At 33.9% G+C, this 23,724-nt stretch carries 22 protein-coding genes; 18 read left to right on the top strand and 4 right to left on the bottom strand.

Going from position 1 to position 23,724, the window contains the following annotated elements; translation table 11 throughout:
* Positions 1-76: 76 nt before the first annotated feature.
* The 3 genes from ACFWM3_RS07585 (at position 77) to ACFWM3_RS07575 (ending at position 4,953) form a co-directional block, all read left to right on the top strand.
* Positions 77-1,864 (top strand): response regulator, encoded by a 1,788-nt coding sequence (locus ACFWM3_RS07585; protein WP_390310927.1) that lies wholly within the window; start codon positions 77-79, stop codon positions 1,862-1,864.
* 309 nt (positions 1,865-2,173) lie between these two features.
* Complete coding sequence (locus ACFWM3_RS07580; RefSeq protein ID WP_390310926.1) at positions 2,174-3,505, top strand: cytochrome P450; 1,332 nt, start codon at positions 2,174-2,176, stop codon at positions 3,503-3,505.
* A gap of 98 nt (positions 3,506-3,603) precedes the next feature.
* A complete protein-coding gene (locus ACFWM3_RS07575) occupies positions 3,604-4,953 on the top strand; it encodes an FAD-binding oxidoreductase (RefSeq protein ID WP_390310925.1) in 1,350 nt (449 codons plus the stop codon).
* 98 nt (positions 4,954-5,051) lie between these two features.
* Here ACFWM3_RS07575 and ACFWM3_RS07570 read toward each other — a convergent pair whose 3' ends face one another.
* Positions 5,052-5,249, bottom strand: coding sequence for a hypothetical protein (locus tag ACFWM3_RS07570; RefSeq protein WP_056468048.1), 198 nt, complete (start codon positions 5,247-5,249; stop codon positions 5,052-5,054).
* Positions 5,250-5,420: 171 nt separating this feature from the next.
* Between ACFWM3_RS07570 and rpiA the strand changes: the two genes are divergently transcribed.
* The 4 genes from rpiA to ACFWM3_RS07550 all read left to right on the top strand — a co-directional run bounded on the left by rpiA (position 5,421) and on the right by ACFWM3_RS07550 (position 8,449).
* Positions 5,421-6,089, top strand: coding sequence for a ribose-5-phosphate isomerase RpiA (gene rpiA / locus ACFWM3_RS07565; RefSeq protein ID WP_390310924.1), 669 nt, complete (start codon positions 5,421-5,423; stop codon positions 6,087-6,089).
* Between the two features lie 112 nt (positions 6,090-6,201).
* The gene (locus ACFWM3_RS07560; RefSeq protein WP_390310923.1) at positions 6,202-7,056 is read left to right on the top strand and encodes a carbon-nitrogen hydrolase family protein; all 855 of its coding nucleotides are present in this window, start codon (positions 6,202-6,204) and stop codon (positions 7,054-7,056) included.
* Positions 7,057-7,090: 34 nt separating this feature from the next.
* On the top strand, positions 7,091-7,762 hold the full coding sequence (locus ACFWM3_RS07555; protein ID WP_056468055.1) for a GNAT family N-acetyltransferase: 672 nt from the start codon (positions 7,091-7,093) through the stop codon (positions 7,760-7,762).
* Positions 7,763-7,777: 15 nt separating this feature from the next.
* On the top strand, positions 7,778-8,449 hold the full coding sequence (locus ACFWM3_RS07550) for a GNAT family N-acetyltransferase (RefSeq protein WP_390310922.1): 672 nt from the start codon (positions 7,778-7,780) through the stop codon (positions 8,447-8,449).
* Positions 8,450-8,572: 123 nt separating this feature from the next.
* On the opposite strand, the gene ACFWM3_RS07545 is transcribed toward ACFWM3_RS07550, so the two are convergent.
* Positions 8,573-9,304, bottom strand: coding sequence for a hypothetical protein (locus ACFWM3_RS07545; protein ID WP_390310921.1), 732 nt, complete (start codon positions 9,302-9,304; stop codon positions 8,573-8,575).
* 368 nt (positions 9,305-9,672) lie between these two features.
* Between ACFWM3_RS07545 and ACFWM3_RS07540 the strand changes: the two genes are divergently transcribed.
* The 8 genes from ACFWM3_RS07540 to ACFWM3_RS07505 all read left to right on the top strand — a co-directional run bounded on the left by ACFWM3_RS07540 (position 9,673) and on the right by ACFWM3_RS07505 (position 16,127).
* Complete coding sequence (locus ACFWM3_RS07540) at positions 9,673-9,969, top strand: hypothetical protein (protein WP_056468064.1); 297 nt, start codon at positions 9,673-9,675, stop codon at positions 9,967-9,969.
* Between the two features lie 212 nt (positions 9,970-10,181).
* Complete coding sequence (locus tag ACFWM3_RS07535; protein WP_390310920.1) at positions 10,182-11,909, top strand: AAA family ATPase; 1,728 nt, start codon at positions 10,182-10,184, stop codon at positions 11,907-11,909.
* 243 nt (positions 11,910-12,152) lie between these two features.
* On the top strand, positions 12,153-12,482 hold the full coding sequence (locus tag ACFWM3_RS07530; RefSeq protein WP_390310919.1) for a hypothetical protein: 330 nt from the start codon (positions 12,153-12,155) through the stop codon (positions 12,480-12,482).
* A 207-nt stretch (positions 12,483-12,689) separates the two neighbouring features.
* Positions 12,690-13,502: a DUF5995 family protein gene (locus tag ACFWM3_RS07525; protein WP_390310918.1), complete on the top strand. Its 813-nt coding sequence runs from the start codon at positions 12,690-12,692 to the stop codon at positions 13,500-13,502.
* A 134-nt stretch (positions 13,503-13,636) separates the two neighbouring features.
* Entirely contained in the window at positions 13,637-14,344 is a 708-nt protein-coding gene (locus ACFWM3_RS07520; RefSeq protein WP_390310917.1) for a M48 family metallopeptidase, read from the top strand.
* Between the two features lie 139 nt (positions 14,345-14,483).
* On the top strand, positions 14,484-14,858 hold the full coding sequence (locus ACFWM3_RS07515; protein ID WP_390310916.1) for a hypothetical protein: 375 nt from the start codon (positions 14,484-14,486) through the stop codon (positions 14,856-14,858).
* A 309-nt stretch (positions 14,859-15,167) separates the two neighbouring features.
* Positions 15,168-15,692, top strand: a complete 525-nt coding sequence (locus ACFWM3_RS07510; protein WP_390310915.1) for an LURP-one-related family protein — start codon at positions 15,168-15,170, stop codon at positions 15,690-15,692.
* 291 nt (positions 15,693-15,983) lie between these two features.
* Positions 15,984-16,127 (top strand): hypothetical protein, encoded by a 144-nt coding sequence (locus tag ACFWM3_RS07505; RefSeq protein ID WP_390310914.1) that lies wholly within the window; start codon positions 15,984-15,986, stop codon positions 16,125-16,127.
* Between the two features lie 706 nt (positions 16,128-16,833).
* Here the strand turns inward: ACFWM3_RS07505 and ACFWM3_RS07500 are convergent.
* A complete protein-coding gene (locus ACFWM3_RS07500) occupies positions 16,834-17,661 on the bottom strand; it encodes an oxidoreductase (protein WP_390310913.1) in 828 nt (275 codons plus the stop codon).
* 178 nt (positions 17,662-17,839) lie between these two features.
* Here ACFWM3_RS07500 and ACFWM3_RS07495 point away from each other — a divergent pair, with 178 nt between their 5' ends.
* Positions 17,840-18,406: a TetR/AcrR family transcriptional regulator gene (locus tag ACFWM3_RS07495; protein WP_390310912.1), complete on the top strand. Its 567-nt coding sequence runs from the start codon at positions 17,840-17,842 to the stop codon at positions 18,404-18,406.
* 53 nt (positions 18,407-18,459) lie between these two features.
* Positions 18,460-19,116 carry an NAD(P)H-binding protein gene (locus tag ACFWM3_RS07490; RefSeq protein WP_390310911.1) on the top strand — a complete coding sequence of 219 codons (657 nt, stop codon included), beginning with the start codon at positions 18,460-18,462 and terminating at the stop codon, positions 19,114-19,116.
* An 841-nt stretch (positions 19,117-19,957) separates the two neighbouring features.
* On the opposite strand, the gene ACFWM3_RS07485 is transcribed toward ACFWM3_RS07490, so the two are convergent.
* Entirely contained in the window at positions 19,958-20,452 is a 495-nt protein-coding gene (locus ACFWM3_RS07485; RefSeq protein ID WP_390310910.1) for an acyl-CoA thioesterase, read from the bottom strand.
* Positions 20,453-20,816: 364 nt separating this feature from the next.
* Between ACFWM3_RS07485 and ACFWM3_RS07480 the strand changes: the two genes are divergently transcribed.
* Entirely contained in the window at positions 20,817-23,348 is a 2,532-nt protein-coding gene (locus ACFWM3_RS07480) for a vitamin B12-dependent ribonucleotide reductase (protein ID WP_390310909.1), read from the top strand.
* Positions 23,349-23,724: the final 376 nt, after the last annotated feature.

The raw sequence follows: 23,724 nt of genomic DNA, 5'->3' as shown, positions 1-23,724 counted from the left end.
AAAGTTATAAAAATGCGAGGAAGATTATTCTATAATATAGGAAGTAAGAAGGAAGGCTACTTAGGGGGTAAATGACTTGTTGAATATGGTTAAGTATTGGTTTTGGTATGATTGGATTATGTTAGGAATCCGTCTACTTGTTAGTATGTCTATCATCCTAGCTACATTAAATTTTCAGGATGGTTTAACATTACCACTTTGGATTATTATTCCTTGGGAGGTTGTTGCCTTCTCTATTCCATGGGTAGCCTTACTGTTCAATTACAAATATTACTTGTTCACAGAAATATTGCTATATGGCGGACTATGTATCTATTTAACTTCTTTATTTCCAGAAGCTAACAACACATTTCTTATATCGGTGTTTCTTATCGCAGCAAATAGTAGGCATTTGTCCTATTATTGGACAGCTCCGACAACAATTTTTATTATAACTGGAATTTTCTATGCGGTTGCACCAAGTAATAGCTATTGGATTATGGTCACCTACTACGGATTTGCTTATGTAATGGGATTCGCTTTTCATTTATTAATCGTCAATCATAAGCAAAATGAAGCGATTTCTAAACAAAACGCTGTTCTTGAGCAATATATGTCTCAGATCGAACGTATTACACTTGCAGAGGAACGAAGTAGGCTGTCGAGTGAGCTTCATGATACAGTTGGTCACGCTTATACCTCCATTATTTTGGGTATGGAAACGCTGCGTACCGAACTTGTTTCTGAAAAGGGTATAGAGAAGCTAGATTCTCTGCTTGAAATGGGACGTAAAAGCATTGGGGACGTGAGAGGTTACCTACATCAAATGGATTCTCCGTGTCAATCGCTTTCCTTAATTCAATCTCTACAAAATCTTGGAGCTGAATTTCAAGAGTATGCTCGGGTGAATGTAAGCTTTCGAGCATTTGGAGAGGAATACGAACTGTCTCAGCAAGCGAGAATAGCATTTATCCGTTGCTTACAAGAGTCGCTTACAAATGCAGTACGTCATGGTCAGGGAAATGAAATTATAGTTTCATTGCAGTTTGAACAACAATTTACTAGGTTGGAAGTGCAAGATAATGGTAAGGGAAATGTAGAATGGCAGGAAGGCTTCGGTATTAAAGCGATGAAAGAGCGGGCAATGAATTTGCAAGGTCAATTGTCTGTCTATACAAAGCCAGATGAAGGAATGCTTGTTACATGTACTATACCGCGACAAACTGAAATAAATGATGGATTGATTCGTTTGTTAATTGTCGACGATCAACCGTTTGTTCGGGAAAGTTTGAGGACGCTTCTCGAAAGATATGAAGATTTAAATGTAGTCGGTTTGGCTGAAGATGGCGAGCAAGCCATCAACTTATGCGGGCGCTTTCAACCCGACATTGTTCTAATGGATTTAGATATGCAGCACATGGATGGAGTTGAAGCAACCAAAAAGATTAAGCAACAATGGCCACATATCCGCGTATTAATTTTTACAACGTTTCAGGATACAGAACAGGCGTTGGACACCCTTCGTAACGGTGCGAATGGTTTTTTACTTAAATCTATGGAAACGTTGGAGCTAGCTAATGCGATCCGACTTATTCATAGAGGTGGGACCCTGATAGATCAGGGAATGTCTCACAAAATATTTGAGAAGTTTGATGCGCAAAATGAGACACCACAATCAAAAGCAACTGCTTATGAGCTAACAGCTAGAGAGGTAGAAATATTGCAGCTAGTAGCAAAGGGACTACGATACAATACAATCGCATCAAGGTTATATTTATCGAATGGAACGGTCAGAAACTATGCTTCCACGGCTTATACAAAGTTAGGGGTGCGTAACAAGGAAGAAGCTGTCCAGATGGCTCAAGAAATCGGAATTATTGAATGAGAAAAATGTTTGTTGTTTCTTTAGAGCTAAGCGGAAGACGACTTAAGACAAAATTAAGAGGATTGAGTCCTGGATAATACAGGATTCAATCCTTTCAAGGTTTGTACCAATTTTTTCATCTTAACGTATAATAACTGAAAGATTGTCTAAATTAGGCAGTCTTTTTTTTAGTTCTAAAAAAATCCTAAAATACTAGTCTGCTAAATTTAAGTACAAGTATATCAAAATATAAAAAGCATTAGCTTCCTCCACATCCTAATATAATAAGAGTATCCTATGATTAAAATTTCCTGAAATGGAGTGAATTTTATGCTTGAAGTAAAAGGACTGGCTTCGTATTCACCTTTAGGGCATTTGAATGAGTTTCGGAAGGATCCAATATTTTTTTTAACCGAACTTTATAGAAGTCATGATTCAATTGTGTCATTTCGATTTGCCCATCGTAAAATAAACCTGCTATTAGAGCCCGATTTAATAAAAGAGGTATTAGTAACTAAGCAGCATTCTTTCCATAAATCAAAGCCATTTCAAGAGATGAAAACCTTGCTTGGTGAGGGATTATTAACGAGTGAAGATGAAGTACATATGAGGCAGCGGCGTTTAATTCAGCCATCGTTTACGAAGCAACATATACAATCCTATGCAGGGGATATGACGTTGCTCACAGAAGAGTTTATTAGTTCTTGGAAGGATGATGAAGAGCGTCTCATTAGTAGAGATATGATGGAGCTTACATTAGCTATTATTGCTAAAACTATGTTTAGTATGGATCTGAATCAAGGACATGATCGTGTTGGGAAACACTTTGACATTATTATGGATATTGCAACTAAGAGAATTCGATCAGTTTTAAAAGCTCCGCTTAAACTGAATACGCCAAAAAATAAATCTTTATCGGAGGCTATTAAGGCAATCGATAAGGTGTTATATGAAATTATTGAAAAAAGAAATAGCATAGAAACAAAGGATGATTTACTAGGACTACTAATGCAAGCAAGGGATGAAGAGTCTAATGAAGGCATGACGAATCAACAATTAAGGGATGAAGCAATGACGATTTTCCTTGCAGGTCATGAAACGACAGCAAATGCATTATCATGGTGCTTATATCTTTTATCTCAGCATCCTGGCAAAGCTAAATTATTATATGAAGAAGTAGATCGTGTTCTTGGCAAAAGACGAGCAGACTATCATTCTATGAAAGATTTAATTTATACTCAGCAAATCATTTGGGAAAGTATCCGGCTATATCCTCCTGCATGGCTTATTAGTAGAAAAGCAATAGAAGATGTCAGCATTGGAGATTATAGAATTCAAAAAGGTGAGACAGTCATGATGAGTTCTTATATCATGCAGCATTCTGAAAAGTATTTCTCACATGCAGAAGAGTTTCTTCCAGAGCGGTTTAAGAATGGAAAGGTAGAAGGTGTACCTGAATATGCGTATTTTCCTTTTGGCGGTGGGCCTCGTGTTTGTATTGGAAATCATTTCGCAATTATGGAAGCTACTTTAGTATTAGCAACAATCGTTCAGCATTATAGGATTGAACTAGCCCATGATCATCATAAAGTGGAGACAGAACCACTGATTACACTTCGGCCGAAAGATGGATTGCGTATGATTGTAAAAAAGAGAAAATGAGCGGATATAGTGAATACATTTAGACAAGTGTCTTTTCCAGGAGCTTTTTCATAGAATATAGCATTCTCTTTACAGTATGTTGAAAGGGGGTATATTTTTTGGAAAAGACAAAACTTACTGGAAGGATTGTTACCCCAGATAATCCAGATTATGAACAGGCTAGAACAAACAATACTTTAAACAATCCAAAATTCCCTAAAATCATTGTATTTTGTCAAAAGAAACGAGATGTATTAAATGCTTTGAACTGGGTGAAAGAAAATAATATGCCATTTAGAGTAAGAAGTGGCAGGCATAACTATGAAAATTTTTCACTTGTAGATGGTGGTCTTGTGATCGATGTTAGTGAAATGAATACGGTTAGTGTAGATTGCAAAAGCATGACCGCAAAAATACAATCCGGGGCTGATTTAGGGAAGGTATATAATATACTATGGGAAAATGGTACGACAATCCCAGCAGGCACTGAAAGTAGTGTTGGTCTTGTAGGACTTACACTTGGCGGTGGTATCGGGATGCTTTCGCGCTTTTATGGTCTTACATGTGATAATCTACTTGAAGTAGAAATCGTTGTATCGAATGGACATGAGAAAGCTAAACTCATTAAAGCAAATAAGAACAAGAATAGTGATCTTTTTTGGGCTTGCTGTGGAGGGGGAGGCGGGAATTTTGGTATTGTCACGTCGCTTAAATTTAAAGTGCACCCAATTTCAACTGTTTCAATTTTCTCGATTATATGGGAGTGGGAAGACTTTGAAGCCGCTTTTGATGCCTGGCAAAATTGGGCAATTAACACGGATAACAAGCTAACTTCAGAAATTGAATTTAAATCTAGGGAAGTAAATCAAATTATTGCTCAAGGGGAATTTGTAGGCCCGGCAACAAAATTGAATGAACTGCTTCGGCCACTAACAGAAACTGGCTCACCTATAGACGTAATGGTAAAGGAAGTACCTTATATAGAAGCTGTGCATTTCTTTGATGATCCAAGTGGTAATGTACCAGCTTATAAAAAGAGGTCAGGATCTTTTCTAAATCAAACTTTTCCAAAGAGAGCAATCTTGATTATGAAAAGTTTTTTAGAAAATACACCAAATGGAAATTCTAGCATATGGCACCAATCTCTTGGAGGCGCAGTAAAGCGAATTAGGCCAAATGAAACAGCCTACTATTACAGGGATGCCATTATCGCTCAAGAATATCTTGCTAATTGGAGCACACCTGAAGAAGAACGAGAAAACAATCAATGGGTCGAAGAGTTAAGGAATGCCTTATCAAGATATACTACTGGTGATTACGTAAATTGGCCTGATCGGTTTATTAGAAATTGGCCAACAGCATATTATGGTGGTAATTTAAATCGCCTTAGAATTGTGAAACGAGAATATGATCCATTCAATCTATTTAAATTTCCGCAAAGCATTCCACCTTTTATTAGTTGGTTTTAATGTGAAAAATTCATAAAAATTTAGTGAAAAACCGATCGATTGAATTTCCAAATAGGTCGGTTTTTCTCATAAGTTAGAAGTTACTAGAAATCGGTTCCTTATTGCTCCGAATTACTATTTTTAGTGCCCTTTATAAAGATAAAGTAATTACCAATTATTGAAAATAATAGCAGTGCAAAACCGAAAATAACAATTTGGTAGTTTTTATCTAAGTAACCAAAATAACAACACACGATCGTAACAGGTAAAATCATTAAAATGATGCAAAACTTAAGAATAAAATTAGGGACATCCATATAGTCTTCACCTTACCTAGTATTTTTTCATTTAGTTTTTCTTCATTAAAATTCTTTATTCAAAATATTTTTATACAGTACTATTAAATTGAACATCCTATCGAAAAATGAAATTTGGAATTATTACTTATACTAATTAAGAAATAGAATAACAAAATAGAAGGTGTAAAAATGAATGATAAGCAAATAGTAGGAGAAAAGGCAGCAGAATTTGTAAAAGATGGTATGGTCGTTGGTTTAGGCACGGGATCTACAGTTTTTTATACGATAAAAAAGCTTGGGCAATTAGTTAAGGAAGGACTGCAGATAAAGGGTATTCCGACTTCCATTCAAACTGAAAAGCTTGCTAAAGAGGCTGGTATTCAATTAGTAAACTTTAGTGAAATTGACCAGATTGATCTTGCAATTGATGGTGCCGATGAAATTAATTCAAACTTTGAACTAATTAAAGGTGGGGGAGGCGCACTGTTAAGAGAGAAAATCATTGCGAAAGCAGCTAAAACATTTATAGTAGTAGCAGATCCAACTAAGATGGTAGAGAGATTAGGTAAATTCCGACTTCCAGTAGAAGTTATTCCATTTGGCATGGAAATGACGATGAAACATATTAAAGCAATCGGTTTAAGTCCAGAACTTCGTTTAAATGGAGCGACTCCGTTTATTACTGATAACGGAAACTATATTTTTGACTGCAGCTTACCTAATCATATTCAAACTCAAATAGTAGAAAGAGAGCTCAATTTAATTCCAGGAGTGGTAGAAAACGGATTATTTGTTGGAATGACTGATCTCGTTATCACCTTACATAAAGATGGAAGTGTAGAAATATTAAGTAAATAGTGATAAATAAGTTATTTTATAGATGTAATGAAGAGTACATACTTGCCCGTTCCTTCTATCTATTCAATAATAATAGTAAGAGATAAAGAGTTAATGGGAAGAGGGGGATTATATGCAATTAAGAGTTTCAGCCGTTCAATATCATCTTCACACAATAAACTCCTTTGAAGAGTTTGAAAATCAAGTCGAGCATTATATTAAGACAGCAGAGGAATTTGAAGCGGAATTTATCATTTTTCCGGAATTTTTTACAACCCAACTTATGTCAATTGGAAATGAAAAAGGTGAGGCATTAACGATTCAAGATTTACCTAACTTTACTGAGCAATATCGTTCTTTATTTTTAAAGTTGGCAAAACAATACAATATGCACATTATTGGAGGAACGCATGTTATAAAAAAAGGCGATCGACTATATAATGTTGCACATTTGTTCTATCCAGATGGCCGAATTGGTGAGCAGGCAAAGCTACATATTACACCAACAGAGGTAAATGAGTGGAATATGAGTGCAGGTGACGGTCTAGAGGTTTTTGAGACCGATAAAGGAACAATTGCGATGTTGACCTGCTATGACATTGAATTCCCAGAAATCGTTCGAATGGCTAAAGCAAAAGGAGCAGATGTCATTTTCTGTCCATCATGCACAGACGATCGCCATGGGTTCCACCGAGTTCGTTATACATGTCATGCAAGAGCAATTGAAAATCAAGTATATGTTGTAAATACAGGTACGATTGGTTCACTTCCAACTGTTGATTTTATGCGTGCAAATTTCGGTCAAGCAGTTGTAATCACTCCAAACGACATCCCATTTCCTCCAAAAGGAATTATGGTAGAAGGTGAAATGAATCAAGATATGATTGTTACAGCCGATCTTAATTTAGATTTATTATACAAAGTTAGGGAAAAAGGATCCGTTACAACATGGCGTGATAGACGTACAGATCTTTATCCAGATTGGTAAACTTATTCTTTAATAGAAAAGAGAGGTTTAGCACATGTATCGAAAGGAATTTTTTGTTTTCGACCAGGACAAACCAGTCCCAGTGGTAATCCGTCATTATAATGAGAATGACTTTACTGATTTAATCCGTATTCAACAAGAAAGCTTTCCTCCACCATTCCCATCGGAACTATGGTGGAATGAGGAGCAACTTAAAAACCATGTAACACTTTTTCCAGAGGGAGCCTTATGTATGGAAGTAAATGGTCAAATGGCGGGTTCGATGACAGGTCTACTTGTTCATTTCGATCCTAGCCATCCTGACCATTCGTGGGAAGAGGTTACTGATCATGGTTATATTCGTAACCACAACCCAAACGGTAATACACTTTATGTCGTTGATATCGGCGTCAGACCATCCTATCGAAAATTAGGTTTAGGTAAATGGCTAATGTTTTCGATGTATGATGTTGTTGTACATCTTGGTTTGGAAAGATTGCTCGGAGGAGGCAGAATGCCAGGATTTCATAAAGAGGCGAATAACTTGTCACCCGAACAATACTTAGACGCTGTAATAAAAGGGGAGCTAAAGGATCCAGTTATTAGTTTTTTACTGCGATGTGGTCGTACCCCGGTTAAGGTAGTAGCTAATTATTTAGAGGACGAAGAATCATGTAATTATGGGACTCTAATGGAATGGAAAAATCCATTTAAACATTCTAATTAAAGGGAGAGAAAGAAAATGGAATATAAAAGAATTACAAATATCAATGACCCATTATTTAAACAAATGCATCAATTAATGCAAGATGTATTTCCCCCAGAAGAAGTATTAGAATTCGATCTTTGGAAAGAGCCTTTGGAGGATCCAGGAATTCGTGTTTTTGTTGCTGTCCATGAAGAAAGAGTAGTAGGTGCTACAGAATATCGCTATTATGATGATTTTAATGTTGCTATGACTGACTTTACAATAATAGGCCAAGCTGGTTTAGGAATCGGTCCTTATTTGGCACAAAATAGATTAGAAGATTTACAGACATTAGCAACTGAAAATAATAAAAAATTATCAGGTATGTTTGCTGAAATTTACGATCCATATCGAGTAGAACACCATGAGTTTGGCGGCGTTAAACCAATGAATCCATATGTTCGTCGAGAAGTTTTAGCTCACCTTGGTTATAAGCGTCTAGATTTTGAATATATTCACCCATCATGGAACAATGACGGTGAAGCGGTAACAGGTCTAGATCTTTGTTTCCTTCCTATGGATGGGGAGATTAATGAACTTCAATCGGACTTAATCGTAAAGTTCCTAAAGCGTTATTATACAGTATTACCAAATAAGCCAGAGTCTTGGTATTCAATGATTGAAAACTTAGAAGAGAAAGAAAAAGTCGCATTAGTCTACTTTTAAGTGAACATAAAAAAAGCTTTTCGATAAAGTCTAATTATAGACTTCGAGAAGCTTTTTTAAAATTCGATCTAATGAAACTAAAAGTGTTTTCGAACAATCCTTTATTTGAGAATTACCATATTTTTAGTCTGCTTGTTTTTGTTTTTCCTCTTTTTTATTGCTCACTGAAGTAGTATAGGATTTTGGCTTATCGGATCCATTTATAATTTTATAAATATAGTCAGTTGTTAGTTTATAGCTGTCTTCAAGTTTTGTCGTGATATAGCTTGCTCGTTCAAAAATAATCGAGCGTAAGTTGTTGAGTTGATGAGAGATTCTATCCATCATTGCTTCTTGAGTATCAAGGCGATCTAAAACCCCATGCTGAAATTCCTCTTGCTGTAATAATCCATGAGCTACTTCATTTTGTTTTTCAATTAGCTTATCAAGTTGTAATGAGAGAGCTTGATTATCAGTTTCACTTTTTTCCAATCGCTTTGCTAATTCTGTATAAGCTTCATTTAAACTAATCATTTGAGTAATCAACGTTTGTTTTTCCAGACTTTCATTTGCGTCTGATGTATTTAACCGCTGAATCATGATTCTTTCAAATTGTTCACGCTCACGGTTACTCCCTATGAGACTACTTATTTGATTTTTAACATGATTCCACTGATTTGTTTGCAATTCTTCTAATTGCTCATATCGTGGCTTTAATTCAGAGAGTGATTTTTCTAAGCTCATGTTATTTTTTTGTTGTTCTTCCATTAGTTCAGCTAAGTAATTATGACGAACAAGTCCTTGATTCGGTGTTTGTATTGTTTCACTATTTTTAAAGACATCAGGGTGTTCATTCTTATTGATAAATAATCCCACTACTATTTCTCCCCTTCTATATTTTTTTACTAATATTTTATGTTCAAGTACAGATGGGGGAACTTGGGTATGTTTAGTTGGGCTATTGTGTAGCTGAAAACAACGATTGCTTAAGAAATTTGAAGAGTGTAATGGTCTGTCTTTTCCATATAATAAATTTTAGTAAAAGAGTATTTTTAGTAAATATGAAGTGGGAACTAAAGACTCATTTTAGCAATTAATCTCTTATTAAATTAATATGATAAACACAAGGATAAAGAACAGAACAATGGTCTTTAAAAGCTATAAAAAATATTATCTGAAAATTAAGTGAATTAATATCACCAGCCTATTTACTTTGAATAGTATGATGTAAGGTGGTGATAACTATGGATTTAGGCTTCGGACTTGCGGATTGGATGCTATATACTATTTGGGCAGTTACTGGATTAATGCTTCTTGATTTTGTAATAGCATTTATACGTTCATTCTGGAAAGGTTCATTCGATACATCTTTTATACTAGGATATTTAAAGGATATTCTATACTTCATTTTTCCACTGAAGTTTTTAATAACAATGTTTGGACTCGATCCTACTGGATGGATTTTAATAACATTTTATTTCATTGCTGGAATCGCAATCGTTATTAAGTATTTGAAAGACATTTTTAGTAAATTTCAATAATTATTGAAAGCTCTCTTACAAGGAGGGCTTTTTAGTTTGAAATCAAGTTTGAAGTACTTTGTATACGCACTAAAAAGCTAATGTCAAAGAGGCGTTTTTATTTTATTTATATGAACAAATTTATTTAGTTTTTGCATACATATATTTCTAGGCACCAATGGGCTGATTTTTTCATAGAATATTCAAAAAATTCCCTAGAAGGAAGAATGTTTATGACAAAATATCAATGGGTTAAATGGCGAAGAGTATTAATTTGGTTAGCTGTAATTGTTTTTATTGGTGTTGTGCTTGTTAAAGGAGGGCCAACATACTGGAGTGTAGCAATATCGATTGTTAGTCTTTTATTTCAGTTCGCTGTTATGATTTTCATGGCGATCATCCAGTTTGTAGCAATTTTCTGGTTTCTAGCCAGAGGTCGTACCTATTGGATCTTACCAGGTGAGACAGGGTCGACGTGGGATGATTATCGTGGGAACCCTGAGATTGTTGAAAATGCAAAACGAATCGTAACACTATTAAAAGGTGTTAAAACGTTTAAAGAGATGGGAGGAGAGGCAATTCGTGGATTGCTGCTTTGCGGTCCTCCAGGTACAGGGAAGTCTTATCTTGCACAAGTTATTGCGAATGAAGCCCAAGTACCATTTGCTTATGCCTCGGCTCCAAGTTTTCAAAACATGTTCTTTGGTGTAGGGAATTTGAAAGTAATGGGAATTTACAAAAAGGCTAGAAAGTTAGCTAATATTTACGGAGCGTGTATCATTTTTATCGATGAAGTCGACGCAATTGGTATGTCTCGTCAAGGGGGGGGAGCCGGTGGTGGTGGATTGTTCGGTATGGGAATGGGTTCTGGATTATTGAATGAGCTATTACTACAAATGGATCCTCCAAACATTGATAGTTCTAAAATAGCAAAATTTCTTCGATCACTCGGCTTACGTAAAAAGAAAGCAGAGCGTCCCCCAGTTCTAACGATTGCAGCTACAAATTTACCTGATGTACTTGATCAAGCATTACTACGACCAGGGCGTTTTGACCGAAAACTTTGGGTAGATTCTCCTGATTATGATGGACGTATTGACGTTTTCCAATATTATCTAAAAAAGGTGAAAATCGATTCAACTTTAACACCAGAGCGAGCTGCTCTTGATACGATTGGATATAGTCCTGCACAAATTAAACATATAGTGAATGAATCTGTCGTAATTGCTCATCAACGAGGTGCTGAGCTTGCAAATTACACTGACTTCCGAGATGCAATGGAAACGTATGAGTGGGGACTTAAGCAGCCACTTAGATCGATGAGTGAAGATGAGAAGAGAAATGTAGCGTATCATGAAGCAGGTCACGCCGTAGCTCAATATTTGTTAAAGCCACATGATCGAGTATGGAAGGTAACGATTATTCGTAGAGGTGACGCACTTGGTCTGGCTGCGACTAAGCCAACAACAGAAAGATATAATCGAAGCGATAGCGAAATACTTGCAGCAATCCAAGTTTGTTTGGCAGCAAGAGCAGTAGAAGAAGAGTTTCTCCACAAGAAATTAAACGGTGTCACATCTGATTTACAACAAGCGACCCTACTTGGTGGTGCATATTTAGGTTTAGTTGGAATGGGCGACGAGCTATTCAGCTGGAATGCATTAGGCTCTCAAGCAGAAGGCCTTAGAGCACTACGACCAAAAATTAACCTTCTTCTAAAAGACCAAATGAACCAAGTAAAAAAACTTGTTACTGAACACGCCGATTTCGTACACTCAATCGCACAAGAGCTACTAAAAAGAGGCGACTTAACAGGCGAAGAAATAGAAGATCTTTACGAAAGCATTTATGCACGTACGCGTCCTGAACCACCTATTGTTAAAATTGGTTCTGTTTATGAGAAAAATATTCAAGGATTGCTTAAGGATTTTGATAAATTACCTGACAGCGATCAGAATTAGCCGAAACATTAGTACTTCATTGATTAAATATAAAGAGAATCCACAAGGTAATTGCCTTGTGGATTTTTTTCAATTGTAGTCATCAGAAATTGTGAACAAATTTAGAATAATGATTTAATTTCATCTTTCCTTCACTTTATTGAAACCAATTAATAGAGAAACTGAAATATAATAAAAGTCAAATACATAGCAAGGAGTGAATTTAAATGAAGAAAGGTGAATTCTTAATTAAGGAGAATGTTTTTGAAATACAAGAACAATTTATTAGTTATTTCTATTATTTTTTTTAGTATTTGTTTTTTAATAAGTACAAGATTAATCTCTAATTCATTGGATAGTATTACAAGAAATCAACAAATTGAAATGAATAATCAAGATTTAACGCGTAATACGCAATTAATAAATGAATTAGATTTACAAATGTATTTAGGTCTCACGGAAAGTGAACTAACATCATTACTAAATCAATATAAAAATAGCAAAAATCCAATGCCTATTATTAAAATTGAGGGGAAAACATATTACTCTATAAAAGCAATCGATATTTGGTTACAAAATATTGGTCAAAAATAAATAAAAAGAGCAACTCATAATGAGTCGCTCTTTTTTTGTTATTTAAGCGAAGTTCATGAACTGTTCGCAATAACGAAGGAATTCTCAAAAGACACACTGAATATCAAAAGATAGCCCTACTATTAAAAGTATCTTTTCAACACTAATAGCATATTGATTAACAAATCTAATACGACATACTTGTCACACAATTTAGGAGAGTGAGTAATGAATAGTCTTTCAAAGAAAATAGGAAACGCAAGTACAATCGATGATGTAATTGAACAATTAGATGAGATTATTTCAATGAGTAATAAAACAAAAAATAAACTAGGTTATTTTGCTTCTTTATATCGATTGGTAACGATTAAAGTGAAAGATGGAATTTTAACTAATCAGTTCGAAGACGGAGCAAGAATGGAAAGTCTGGATGTGAATTTTGCAAACTTCTATTTAAAAGCACTTAAAAATTATTTAAATGGGGAACCTTTAAGTCTCAGTTGGCAATTTGCGTTTCGTCACGCTGAAAAACGTCAATCTATTTTGTTACAGCATTTATTGCTTGGCATTAATGCTCATATTAATTTGGATCTAGGAGTAGCTGCTGCAAAGGTATGTCAAGGCTCTGATATTTTATCTCTTTACAATGACTTTATGATAATAAATAGTATTTTGGCGTCACTAGTGGACGAGGTAAGGGATGACATGGATCGAATTTCGCCGTGGATTGGATTTTTAGATCATGTTGACCCAAAAGCTTCAAAGGCAATAATAAACTTTAGCCTAGAAAAGTCACGAAATTATGCCTGGGATTTTGCGAAAAAGCTTGCTGCAGCTAATGAAGCTGAGTGGGAAGGGCTAATTAAAGTGCATGATAATGAGGTTGCATCGATTGGAAACATGGTTGCACGCCCAAGTAGTTGGATGCTGAAGGCTGGTTTATGGGTAATTCGTTTTCGTGAATCCAAAAATATTGATCGAAACTTAGATCTTTTAAATCATAATCGGTTTGAATCGGAAATTGGTGGTATTCAAATGTAGGGTGAACTTGAGTAAGAAGCTTACTTTGAAAAAATTAAGCTTCTTTTATAGTATATTATATAATGTAACTAAGTTTCAGGATTAGAAATTAAGAAAAGTAATCAAAAGGTTAATTATAATATAGGTGATAAAAAATGATACATACATATTTAAACGAAACAATCAATTTTAATATAAAGTATAAAAAGCGAAAATCGATCGGTATTTATATAGATGCTTATGGAAATGTTGAGGTTCAGGCTCCTAAAGATGCATCTGATAAAAGTGTCATTGAAGTTTTAGAGGCTAACTGGGAGTTGATTCTTCAAAAATCAAATGAAATGAAGGAACGACTTCGTGGTCCAAAAGAACGGACTTATGAATTTGGTGAGACATTTCTTTATTTAGGGAATTCATATCCTATCCAAATTTCACACGATGAAAGTATTCAACAAGATCAGGTAGTTTTTGAAGGAAATAGGCTAAATATTATTGTAAAACAACTAGAGGATGAACGAATAAAACAGGCACTTAAAAGATTTTATTATCAACAAATTAAAGCAATAGTTGAAAAAAGTATTCAGAAGTATCAAAGCAATTTTAAAGTAAAGCCGTCGTCTATTCGTATTACTGATAGTAAAACAAACTGGGGAACTTGTGATTCAAAAAGGCAACTAACATTTAATTGGAAATTAGCAATGGCACCTCAAAAGGTGATTGACTATGTAGTTGTTCATGAAATGTGCCATATGGTTCATATGAATCACGACAGGTCCTTTTGGCGACTTGTAGGTAAAATAATTCCAGAATATAAGGAAAGAGAAAATTGGTTAGCGTTATCTAGTTGGAAAATGACTGTTTAACAAACTAAAATGGGAACGAAATTTGTCGTCCCATTTTTATTTTTTTGCTCTGTTAAAAATAATGATTCTTGTTCAACTATATGGCAGTTTAGTTGCATAAGAAATGTTAAAATAGAATATTGAAAGGTGATGATTATTAGTGAGAGATTTCCCTGAAGAAAACGATTTTCTTTCGCTGTTTGAGTGTGAACCTAAACTATTCGATTCCAATACAAAAGATTTGCCATTTTATTATAATCAAGCAACATATCAATTTTCGAATGAGGAAGAAAACTTTGTTGTTACAGTTTCTCCATCATATGGTGATGTGAAAATACAAGTAACTCAGCCAAATTCCGATAGATTGTTATCGCTTTTGGAATTAAAGCGAGTTGAGAAATTTGAGATTACAGCAGATAAAAGAGATTTTTCAAGTGTACTTTTAACAGTTATTAATGAAGATTCTCAGCAAACAATAGAAATTGATTTTAAGCCAAGATTTAAATTGATATTTAAAGAGCATTTTACTTTGTAAACTTTTAGTCTTATTGAACTAAAGCATGCATTAGTTGAACAACAAGATCGGCTGTTTAGTCGATTTTTTTTATTCAACAAAATGGCAGATTAGTACTATAGGACTTTAAAATACTAAACCTAAAAATGGTTAAATATGGAAAAATTTAAGGGTGGATAATTAAATCAAATTTTAGGGATTTCTATGGGTTTATTAATCTTAATTTTTTCATGAATTTGAGAAAATAAACAAACTTTCTTGAATCCTATTTTTTGTATAACTGTATTATGAAATGATAATTTTGATTATGAATAATCGATAGGAGTTAATATGCAGAAATATACCTACTCTCCCCCGAAAATTAAGGATTCAGGTAAATTAATTAATGTGATTGATGAACAGGGGAATGTGAGATTTAAATTCAAAAGAACTTATAAAAATCTCTTAGTAAGAATAATAAATTATTGGTGGAGTATTGATTGGTTCACTCAAGTTGACGTTTACTCAAATGATGGAGAACTTGTTTATCAGTGCAAAAAGACAACTAAGTGGAGTGGACATCCATATTATCAAGTTTTCAACTTTAAAACTAACGAGATATTCCAAATAACATATAAAACTTGGCTAAAAATAGCACCTGAATTCCTTATTACAAGTCAAGCAAATGAGTTTACTATGAAAAAAGAAGTAATGGATTGGGTAAGGTTCTATTATCAAGGTAAAGAAGTGGCAAGATGGAAAATGAAAACTACTGAATGGTTCAAGACATATTTAGAAATTGAAGAAGACTGCCCTATCCAAGACCCAGAATTTTTCATTTGTCTGTTTCAATGTATTTTTTATATTGGAGACTAATAATATTCAGATACAAAAGACTATTTTCTAAACGAGTTTGCAATATCACTATATTAGTGTTACTTCTTATTCAACTAACGCATTGCAATAGTTGAAGATCAAGAGCTGCTAATATGTGGCTTTTTTTATTTAAGTAAATGGCAGTTTAGTTGGATTAGAGAGAAATAAATTGTTCAATTATTTTAAAGAAAAAATGGAGGTAATTTAATATAAAAATCGAATTTATTGGTATTTAATCCCATTTTATATATTAGGGAGTTTCAATTAAGTACTTTAAGTAGGGGGTTGAAAATGGAAAAATTCGCTTACTTAAAGGATAGATACATGATTATTGGTGAAGGTCAGGAATGGATTGTTTTAATCCCAGTAATAGCCGCAGTTTTTTTCGTAATTGCTATTTATTTTTTACTAAAAATAAATGGGGAGGTATTTTAATATCTCCAATTGTTACAGTTTTATTATCTGCTTATGCACTTAGATATGTAATCCATTTATATTTCATCCTATCCTCAGTCATAATTAGCTATATTGTTATCAAAATATTAGATTCTAAAAAAGAGTCTAAGACAACTTAGTGTCAACTTTTCGTAATCCTTATTCAACTTACGCATGCTCTAGTTGAATAAGAGTTTCTTAAAGATTGAATTTAGACAGTCTTTTTCTAGTCCAAATATCAGTAAATTTTTATTAATAAAACTAATAAAAAAGAGCCCTATTTGAGAGTGTCAAGTCAATAGGGCTAAAGGAAAGGAATATGATAGATTTTAAAGATTTTTTAAAGGGCTTAAAAATTTTTAAAAGTTAAAAAAGGGGAAAAGAAATCAAATTCTTTTCTATTTGATAATATCATTATTTTTAAATATAGTTTGTGAAAAATGTTACAAAGTGGTGAAAATTTTAGATTTATTTGCTCTTTAATTGTCTAAAACCTCGTATATAACCGAGTTTGTCTTCAAAGACCTGAGTTGTAATTTCAGAAGTTGATAAATTTATTCTTTTTTGTTGACTCTGTTAAAGTATATTGTTGATTTTCATATTCAACAAAATAGCAGTTTAGTTGAATATGAAATGAAAAGACATTCATAAGAATAAACAAAAACAATCCCTAAAAATAGGGATTGTTAGAAGACTCTGCTTTAGATTACTTAATCTTAAACATTTTATAAAGAATTTGGTCGAACATTCGATCAGATACTAATTTTCTCAACAACATCAAAGGTTTTGCAAACTGACCAGCTACATAACGAGTTCTTGGTTTCTTAGATTCAATCGCTTTTAAGACGATTTCTGCGATGACTTTTGGAGAAGTCGATTTAGGTGCAGTTTTTGACATATCTACGAAAGCTTTACTTATATTCGCGTATGCTGTATTTCCGGATGTTTTTTGAACGTTATTTAATGTAATATCGTTCCATTCACTCTCAATTGATCCTGGCTCAATAACAATTACATCAATATTAAATTGAGCAACTTCAAATCGGAGGCAATCAGAATATCCTTCAAGTGCATGCTTTGTCGCATGATACCATGCACCTAATGGTGTATACACTTTTCCACCCATAGAGGAATTATTGATAATTTTTCCCGATTTTTGATTTCTCATGTGTGGTAAGACTAATTGAGTTAAGCGACTAAGACCAAAAAGGTTCACTTCAAATTGTCTTCTTGCTTCTTCTAATGGCACATCTTCTACCGCACCATAAGAGCCATATCCTGCATTATTAAACAATACATCGATTCTCCCTTGTTCTTGAATAATTCTGTTCACACCATTTACCATAGAATGTTCATCTGTTACATCCATCGCTAAAATCTTAGCACCTTTTAATTCAAGGTCTTTCATCTTCTCTATACGTCTTGCGGCTCCATAAACTATATATCCCTTTTCTAGTAGAAGTTCTGCTGTGGCTTTACCCATCCCCGCAGAAGCTCCCGTAATCAGAACAACGCCTCTTTTTTTCTCACTCATTTTCTCACTCCTTCAATAATTATTCCTATATAAAATGTACCAATCGTGTCTAGATACACACTTGTGTCACTTGTTCAACTGAATTATAATGATAAATAGAAACTGAAGTCAATATGTTGAGCGTAAGTGATACAGATTTGAGAATTAGGGACATTTGTTTAAAAAGGAGTTAACCGCAATGAATAATGAAAAAAGTAATAATCCGATTTCGATTCGTTCGAGACAAATGATCATTCAATCACTGTTGAAAATAATGGAAGAAAAGCCTTATCAGAAGATATCAATTAAGGAAATTACGGATGCAGCAGGTTTAGTACGAAAAACATTTTATCGTAACTTCCTTTCTAAAGAGGAAGTACTATATGAATACATCGGAGAGCTAATGCAAGAGGCTGATAAAGAATTTGAAGCTTTAGAATCGCTAACACCATATTCAATGTCCTATCAATATTTTAAATTTTGGTATGAACACGTTCACTTTCTGAAACTTATTCATAAAAATGACCTTTTTATTATTTTGCTGAACCAATTGCAGGATTATGCACCTACCGTTTTTGTAAAGTTCAAAGCTGATTTAATGAACAATTTCGACGATACCTTTTTAACGTATTATACTGAATTCCATTCAGCTGGAATTTGGCACATGCTTGAAAAGTGGATTGATAGTGGTACAAAAGAAACACCTGAACAATTAGCTAAAATTTATTCTGATATTACATTAAACAATCCGCATTTAAAGAGTTAATTAATTTATGGAAAGAATTTTAGAGACTATAAAGAATATGTGAGGGGAAGAACATGCACGCATTATTATTAGGAGCAACCGGGGCTACGGGTAAGGACTTACTGAATTTATTGTTACAAGACGATACTTTTCAACAGGTAGATATTTTTGTGAGGCGTGATCTAAATATCCAACATAAAAAATTAAAGGTTAATGTTATTGACTTTGATAAGCCAGATCTTTGGAAATATTTAGTGAAAGGCGATGTTTTATTTTCGTGTTTGGGTACTACCCTTAAAGTGGCGGGAAGTAAAGAAGCTCAATGGAAAGTTGATTACGAGTATCAATTCCAGTTTGCTAAATTTGCTAGAGAAAACAATGTGAATAATTATGTATTGGTATCTTCCGGTTATTCGTCTCCAAATTCTCCCTTCTTTTATACAAAGATGAAGGGGCAGCTAGAAAATGCTATAAAATCTTTAGGATTTCCCAAGTTGACAATTTTTAATCCACCTTTATTAATACGAAAAAATACCGATAGAACAATGGAAGTTGTAAGTTTCAAAGCCATACAGTTTTTTAATAAAATAGGAATTTTCCGCTCTCTAAAACCTCTGGCGACTGATATATTGGCACAAGCCATGATAAATTCTGCTAAAACAAAAGAAAATGGCATCTTTACGCTAAATGGCAAAAAAATCTGGCAATGTGCAGAAGCTATTTATGAGTAAATATTATTTCATATTCAATTAACGCAATGCTTTAGTTGTACTAGATCGTGCTTAGGAGGATTTAATGAAAAAATTACAACCCCTTCGAATTCAATCTGGATGACAAGTATGCTACAACACATTTAAGGAATTAAAACCGTAAGAATTGAAGGATGAAAATGATGAAAACTGGTGGGATTTAAACGAGGATTTATTACAACTCGAAAACAGTAGTAAGAATCTTATATTGGATTTAGGATAGTATGGAGGACATAATTTATATTCTGGATTTTAGAATTATACATAATTCAAAATTTGGACTGGGAAAATCCATTAGTAGAACTTATCTCAAAGGATAAAGATGAAGTCACAACTAAAATAGAAGAATGGATAGTTAAAATGGTTTGATAAGGGAGAATCAAATTGGATAGTTATTTTTCATCAGGTGCTTAGGTTGTACAAGTAATTGGAATAGGAATAATAGTGATTGCATACTTCCATACAAAAGAACGTCATGAGAAAGCAAAAATCAGAGGGAGTATATACTTTTCAGTCGAACTCTTTTTATTATTGCCATGGTACATTGCAAAAGGATTGATCGTCTTTTTAGGAGTATTTTTTATTTTGGTACCTATCATTTCTTTGTAAACTATATTCAACTAAAACATTGCTTTAATGAGTAGGAAAAGAAATATATTGAGTCAATATTGAAATACAAACATCAAATGAATTTCTATGAAAAATCAATGATCAATCTAACAATTTAATGGACAAATACTTTTTTCAACAGCAATAAGACCACATTTTGTGGTCTTATTCTCTTTTGTTTAAAAACCAACAATTACTTTAACAGAGCCTATTTCTATTTTTTATAAAAAAAGTCTGCTAATTCCTTACTTTTAAGTCTTCTATTTTTACGGATTTTTGCGCGTTCTTCTCCGCCTTGATATAAGAATTTTTCTTCCTCAGTTTCGGGAACAATTTGTGGAACTTTAACTAAATTTCCATCTTGATCTAAGGCAACAAAAGTTAAAAAGGCGGTTGCTGCGATTTTCTCCTCACCCGTTTTTAAGTTTTCTGCAATTACTTTAACGAATACTTCAAACGATGAGGTACCAGTCCAAGTTACATAACTTTCGAATGCGACCGAATCTTTCATCGTGATCGGGTGAAGAAAGTCCACTGAATCAGTTGAAGCAGTTACAATTGAAGATCGGCAGAATTTCATTGCTGATATACTTCCGATTATATCTAAGTCATTCATTAATTTTCCACCAAACAAAGTGTTATGACTATTTACATCATTGGGAAGAACTAAATTTGTTCTAATGACTCTCGTTTCATTACAAGTTACCATGTGTTTTCTCCATTCTTTAATATCTATAAATTGTACACTATTTAATAGAGAAATTAGCATGCTTATTTAAAAAAATATATGAACAATCTTTCTATTGAAGGTTATTTATGAGTAAGCAATTCTTGTAGTTATTTTTAAACATCAGGTAGTAAAATTTTTATTTGTCAATGAAATTTGTAGGAAATAGAGCAAATTTAAATAAGTTTATTTCAGTCGTTTACATTGACTTTTACTTCTTAACTCGGTATATTTATATCTTGTTGAGACGGGATAAATACTACATATGGGTGTTAAAAAGAAAGAAAACACCTATATATCGATATAAGGTAAAATCGATATAATCTTTTGCGAGGAGGAACAGGTGATGATAAATACAATAATTGATGCTGAATTACCTGCGAATATACAGAAATTAAATCAAGACATAATGCATTTTCCAATGATTACACCTATTGATCCAAAAATGCATAAAACAACTTTTAAAGGTGTATCTAGAACGGTTATGTTAGATCGATACGCATTTAAAGATATTAAGCTTGTTACATTAGGTGTAGGTGACCTAGTTGTACTAACATATAAGGATGATCCAAAGTTTCCTCGTCGTGGTTATGGTGAAGTAATTGCTATTGACAATAGTCAGGAAGAAGTAACTGTTCAATTAGATTCTCAGTTTGAAGACGGAGCAATCATTACAGTTGCATTTAATAAAGTAGACAAACCACTTGAAATCTTCTACGAACAAATTGCAGACCGTGTGGCACGTGGGCTTGCATCTGCAGAAACTCCAGAAAAATTCTCCGAAGTAAAAGATATGTTTTATGAAATTTTAGCTAACAAAACTTTTGTACCAGCGGGACGTGTTTTGGCTGGTGCCGGTACAGGCGCTTCAACAACATTCTTTAACTGTTATGTAATGCCTCATATTCACGATTCTCGTGATGGGATTGGTGAGCACCGTAAGAAGGTAATGGAAATTATGTCACGTGGTGGTGGCGTTGGAACAAATGGATCAACTTTACGTCCTCGCGATGCAATTGTATATAGTGTGAATGGACGCTCAAGTGGATCAGTTTCTTGGTTACATGATTTATCTGAATTAACTAATTTAGTTATTCAAGGTGGTTCAAGACGTGGTGCGCAAATGATTATGATGAACGTCAACCATCCTGATATTGTAGAGTTTATCGTATCAAAGAACCAAAATCCAAAGGTTTTACGCTATATTGCGCAAACTACAAAATCGAAATTAATTCGTGAAGAAGTAGAGCGTAAATTAAAGTTCGAGCCAATTAGTGCAACTGAAAAAGCAGCTTATGAAGCATTAATTCATATTGCAACAATTGAAGGAAAATTAAATACACCTGAAATAGAACAGGCAAAAGAACTGCTTAATGATGGTGGTAAGTATTCAGTTCACAACCCTGAGTTTTTAACTGGTGCAAATATATCTGTTTGTTTAACGGATGATTTTATGGAAGCAGTTGAAAATGATGGAGAATACAAGCTTCAATTCCCAGATTTAGAAAACTATGATGATGAAATGCGTTTAATTTATGATCAAGAATGGCAGGAATGTGGAGATGTACGTGAATGGGCTGCCCGTGGATATGGTGTACGAACGTACCACACTATAAAAGCAAAAGAACTTTGGGATTTAATCAATGTGTGTGCAACTTATTCTGCTGAGCCAGGCATCTTCTTCTTAGATAATGCAAATAAAATGACGAACGCTGTATCGTATGGTCAGAAAGTAGTTGCAACAAACCCTTGTGGAGAGCAACCACTTGCTCCATTCTCTGTTTGTAACTTAGCTGCTGTTAACTTAGCCGAAATGACGGAAAATGGCAAAGTTAACTGGGAAAAGTTAAAGCAAACTGTTCAAATCGGAACGAGAATGCAAGATAACGTAATCGATGCTACGCCATATTTCCTAGAAGAGAATACAAAGCAAGCAAAAGGTGAACGCCGTATTGGATTAGGTGTAATGGGATTACATGATTTACTAATCCGTTGTGGTCTAGTTTATGGATCAGAAGCCGGCAACAAATTAGTTGATGAAATTTTTGAAGTGATTGCAACTACTGCTTATAAAACTTCAATTGATTTAGCGGAAGAAAAGGGAGAATTCCCGTTCTTATCGACTTTTGAAGATGGACGCGAACGTTTTATTAACTCAGGCTATATGAAAAAAATGCCTGAAGAAATTCGTGAAGCTGTTTTAGAAAGTGGGATACGTAATTCGCACTTACTAACAATTGCTCCTACAGGAAGTACTGGAACGATGATGAATGTTAGCACTGGACTTGAGCCTTATTTCAACTTCGTATACTTCCGTTCAGGACGCTTAGGTAAATTTATTCCAGTTGTAGCTGATATCGCACTAGAATGGTTAGAAGCTAACGGATATGAAGTAAATGAAGAAAACGTTTATGAGATGATTGAACATCTTCCAGAACAATTTGTTGGAACAATGGACCTTTCTCCAGAAGCGCATGCTGATGTTCAATGTATTATCCAAAGATGGATTGATTCTTCAATAAGTAAAACAGTTAATGCTCCTAAAGGTTATTCTGTTGAACAAGTAGCAAAAGTGTATGAAAGATTACACAAAGGTGGAGCAAAAGGCGGGACTGTATATGTAGACGGTTCACGTGATGCCCAAGTACTATCGCTAACAAATGAAGAAAATGATTTAACAAATGTAGAACTAGAAAAAGTTGAAAGTATAAAAGATGCAACGAATAACAATACTGATGAAACTGCTCAAGTTAAAACAGGTAACGTAGGTGTAGAAAACGGCGACACTTGTCCAATCTGCTTAGCTGGTACTGTAGTTGAACATGGTGGTTGTAATACATGTGATAATTGCCAAGTTCAGTTGAAGTGTGGAATTTAAAAGAAAGTGAAGAAATACCTCTTTAGATGTGATGATCTAAAGAGGTATTTTTTATGTCTAAAGAATTTTGAAAAAGTTAAGTCTTATTCCAAAATAGACCATATTCTTGAAGAATAAGAGGAAATAATAGAAAATAAGACAGAGCCTAAAGTTTATTGGGCATCTAATAGCAGTAACTCGAAATTGCTAATTCGAGTCTTTTTTAAAGAAATCATCGTTAGGATATTTAATTGGATAATCATCCACTGAATGTAACGATAAATAGGAGGTATTCAACAGCTAATTTTAATTTGTTAAAATCTATAAAAATGTCACAATTCGTTCTAATTGAAATTCACCTATTGTGTTTAAATTTACATGAGGTGAGTAATTTGAA

Source organism: Gottfriedia sp. NPDC058432 (assembly GCF_042721555.1).
GTDB lineage: Bacteria > Bacillota > Bacilli > Bacillales > Bacillaceae_G > Gottfriedia.
Note: the sequence above shows the minus strand (reverse complement) of the source record. Positions and strands in the feature narration are given on the sequence as shown.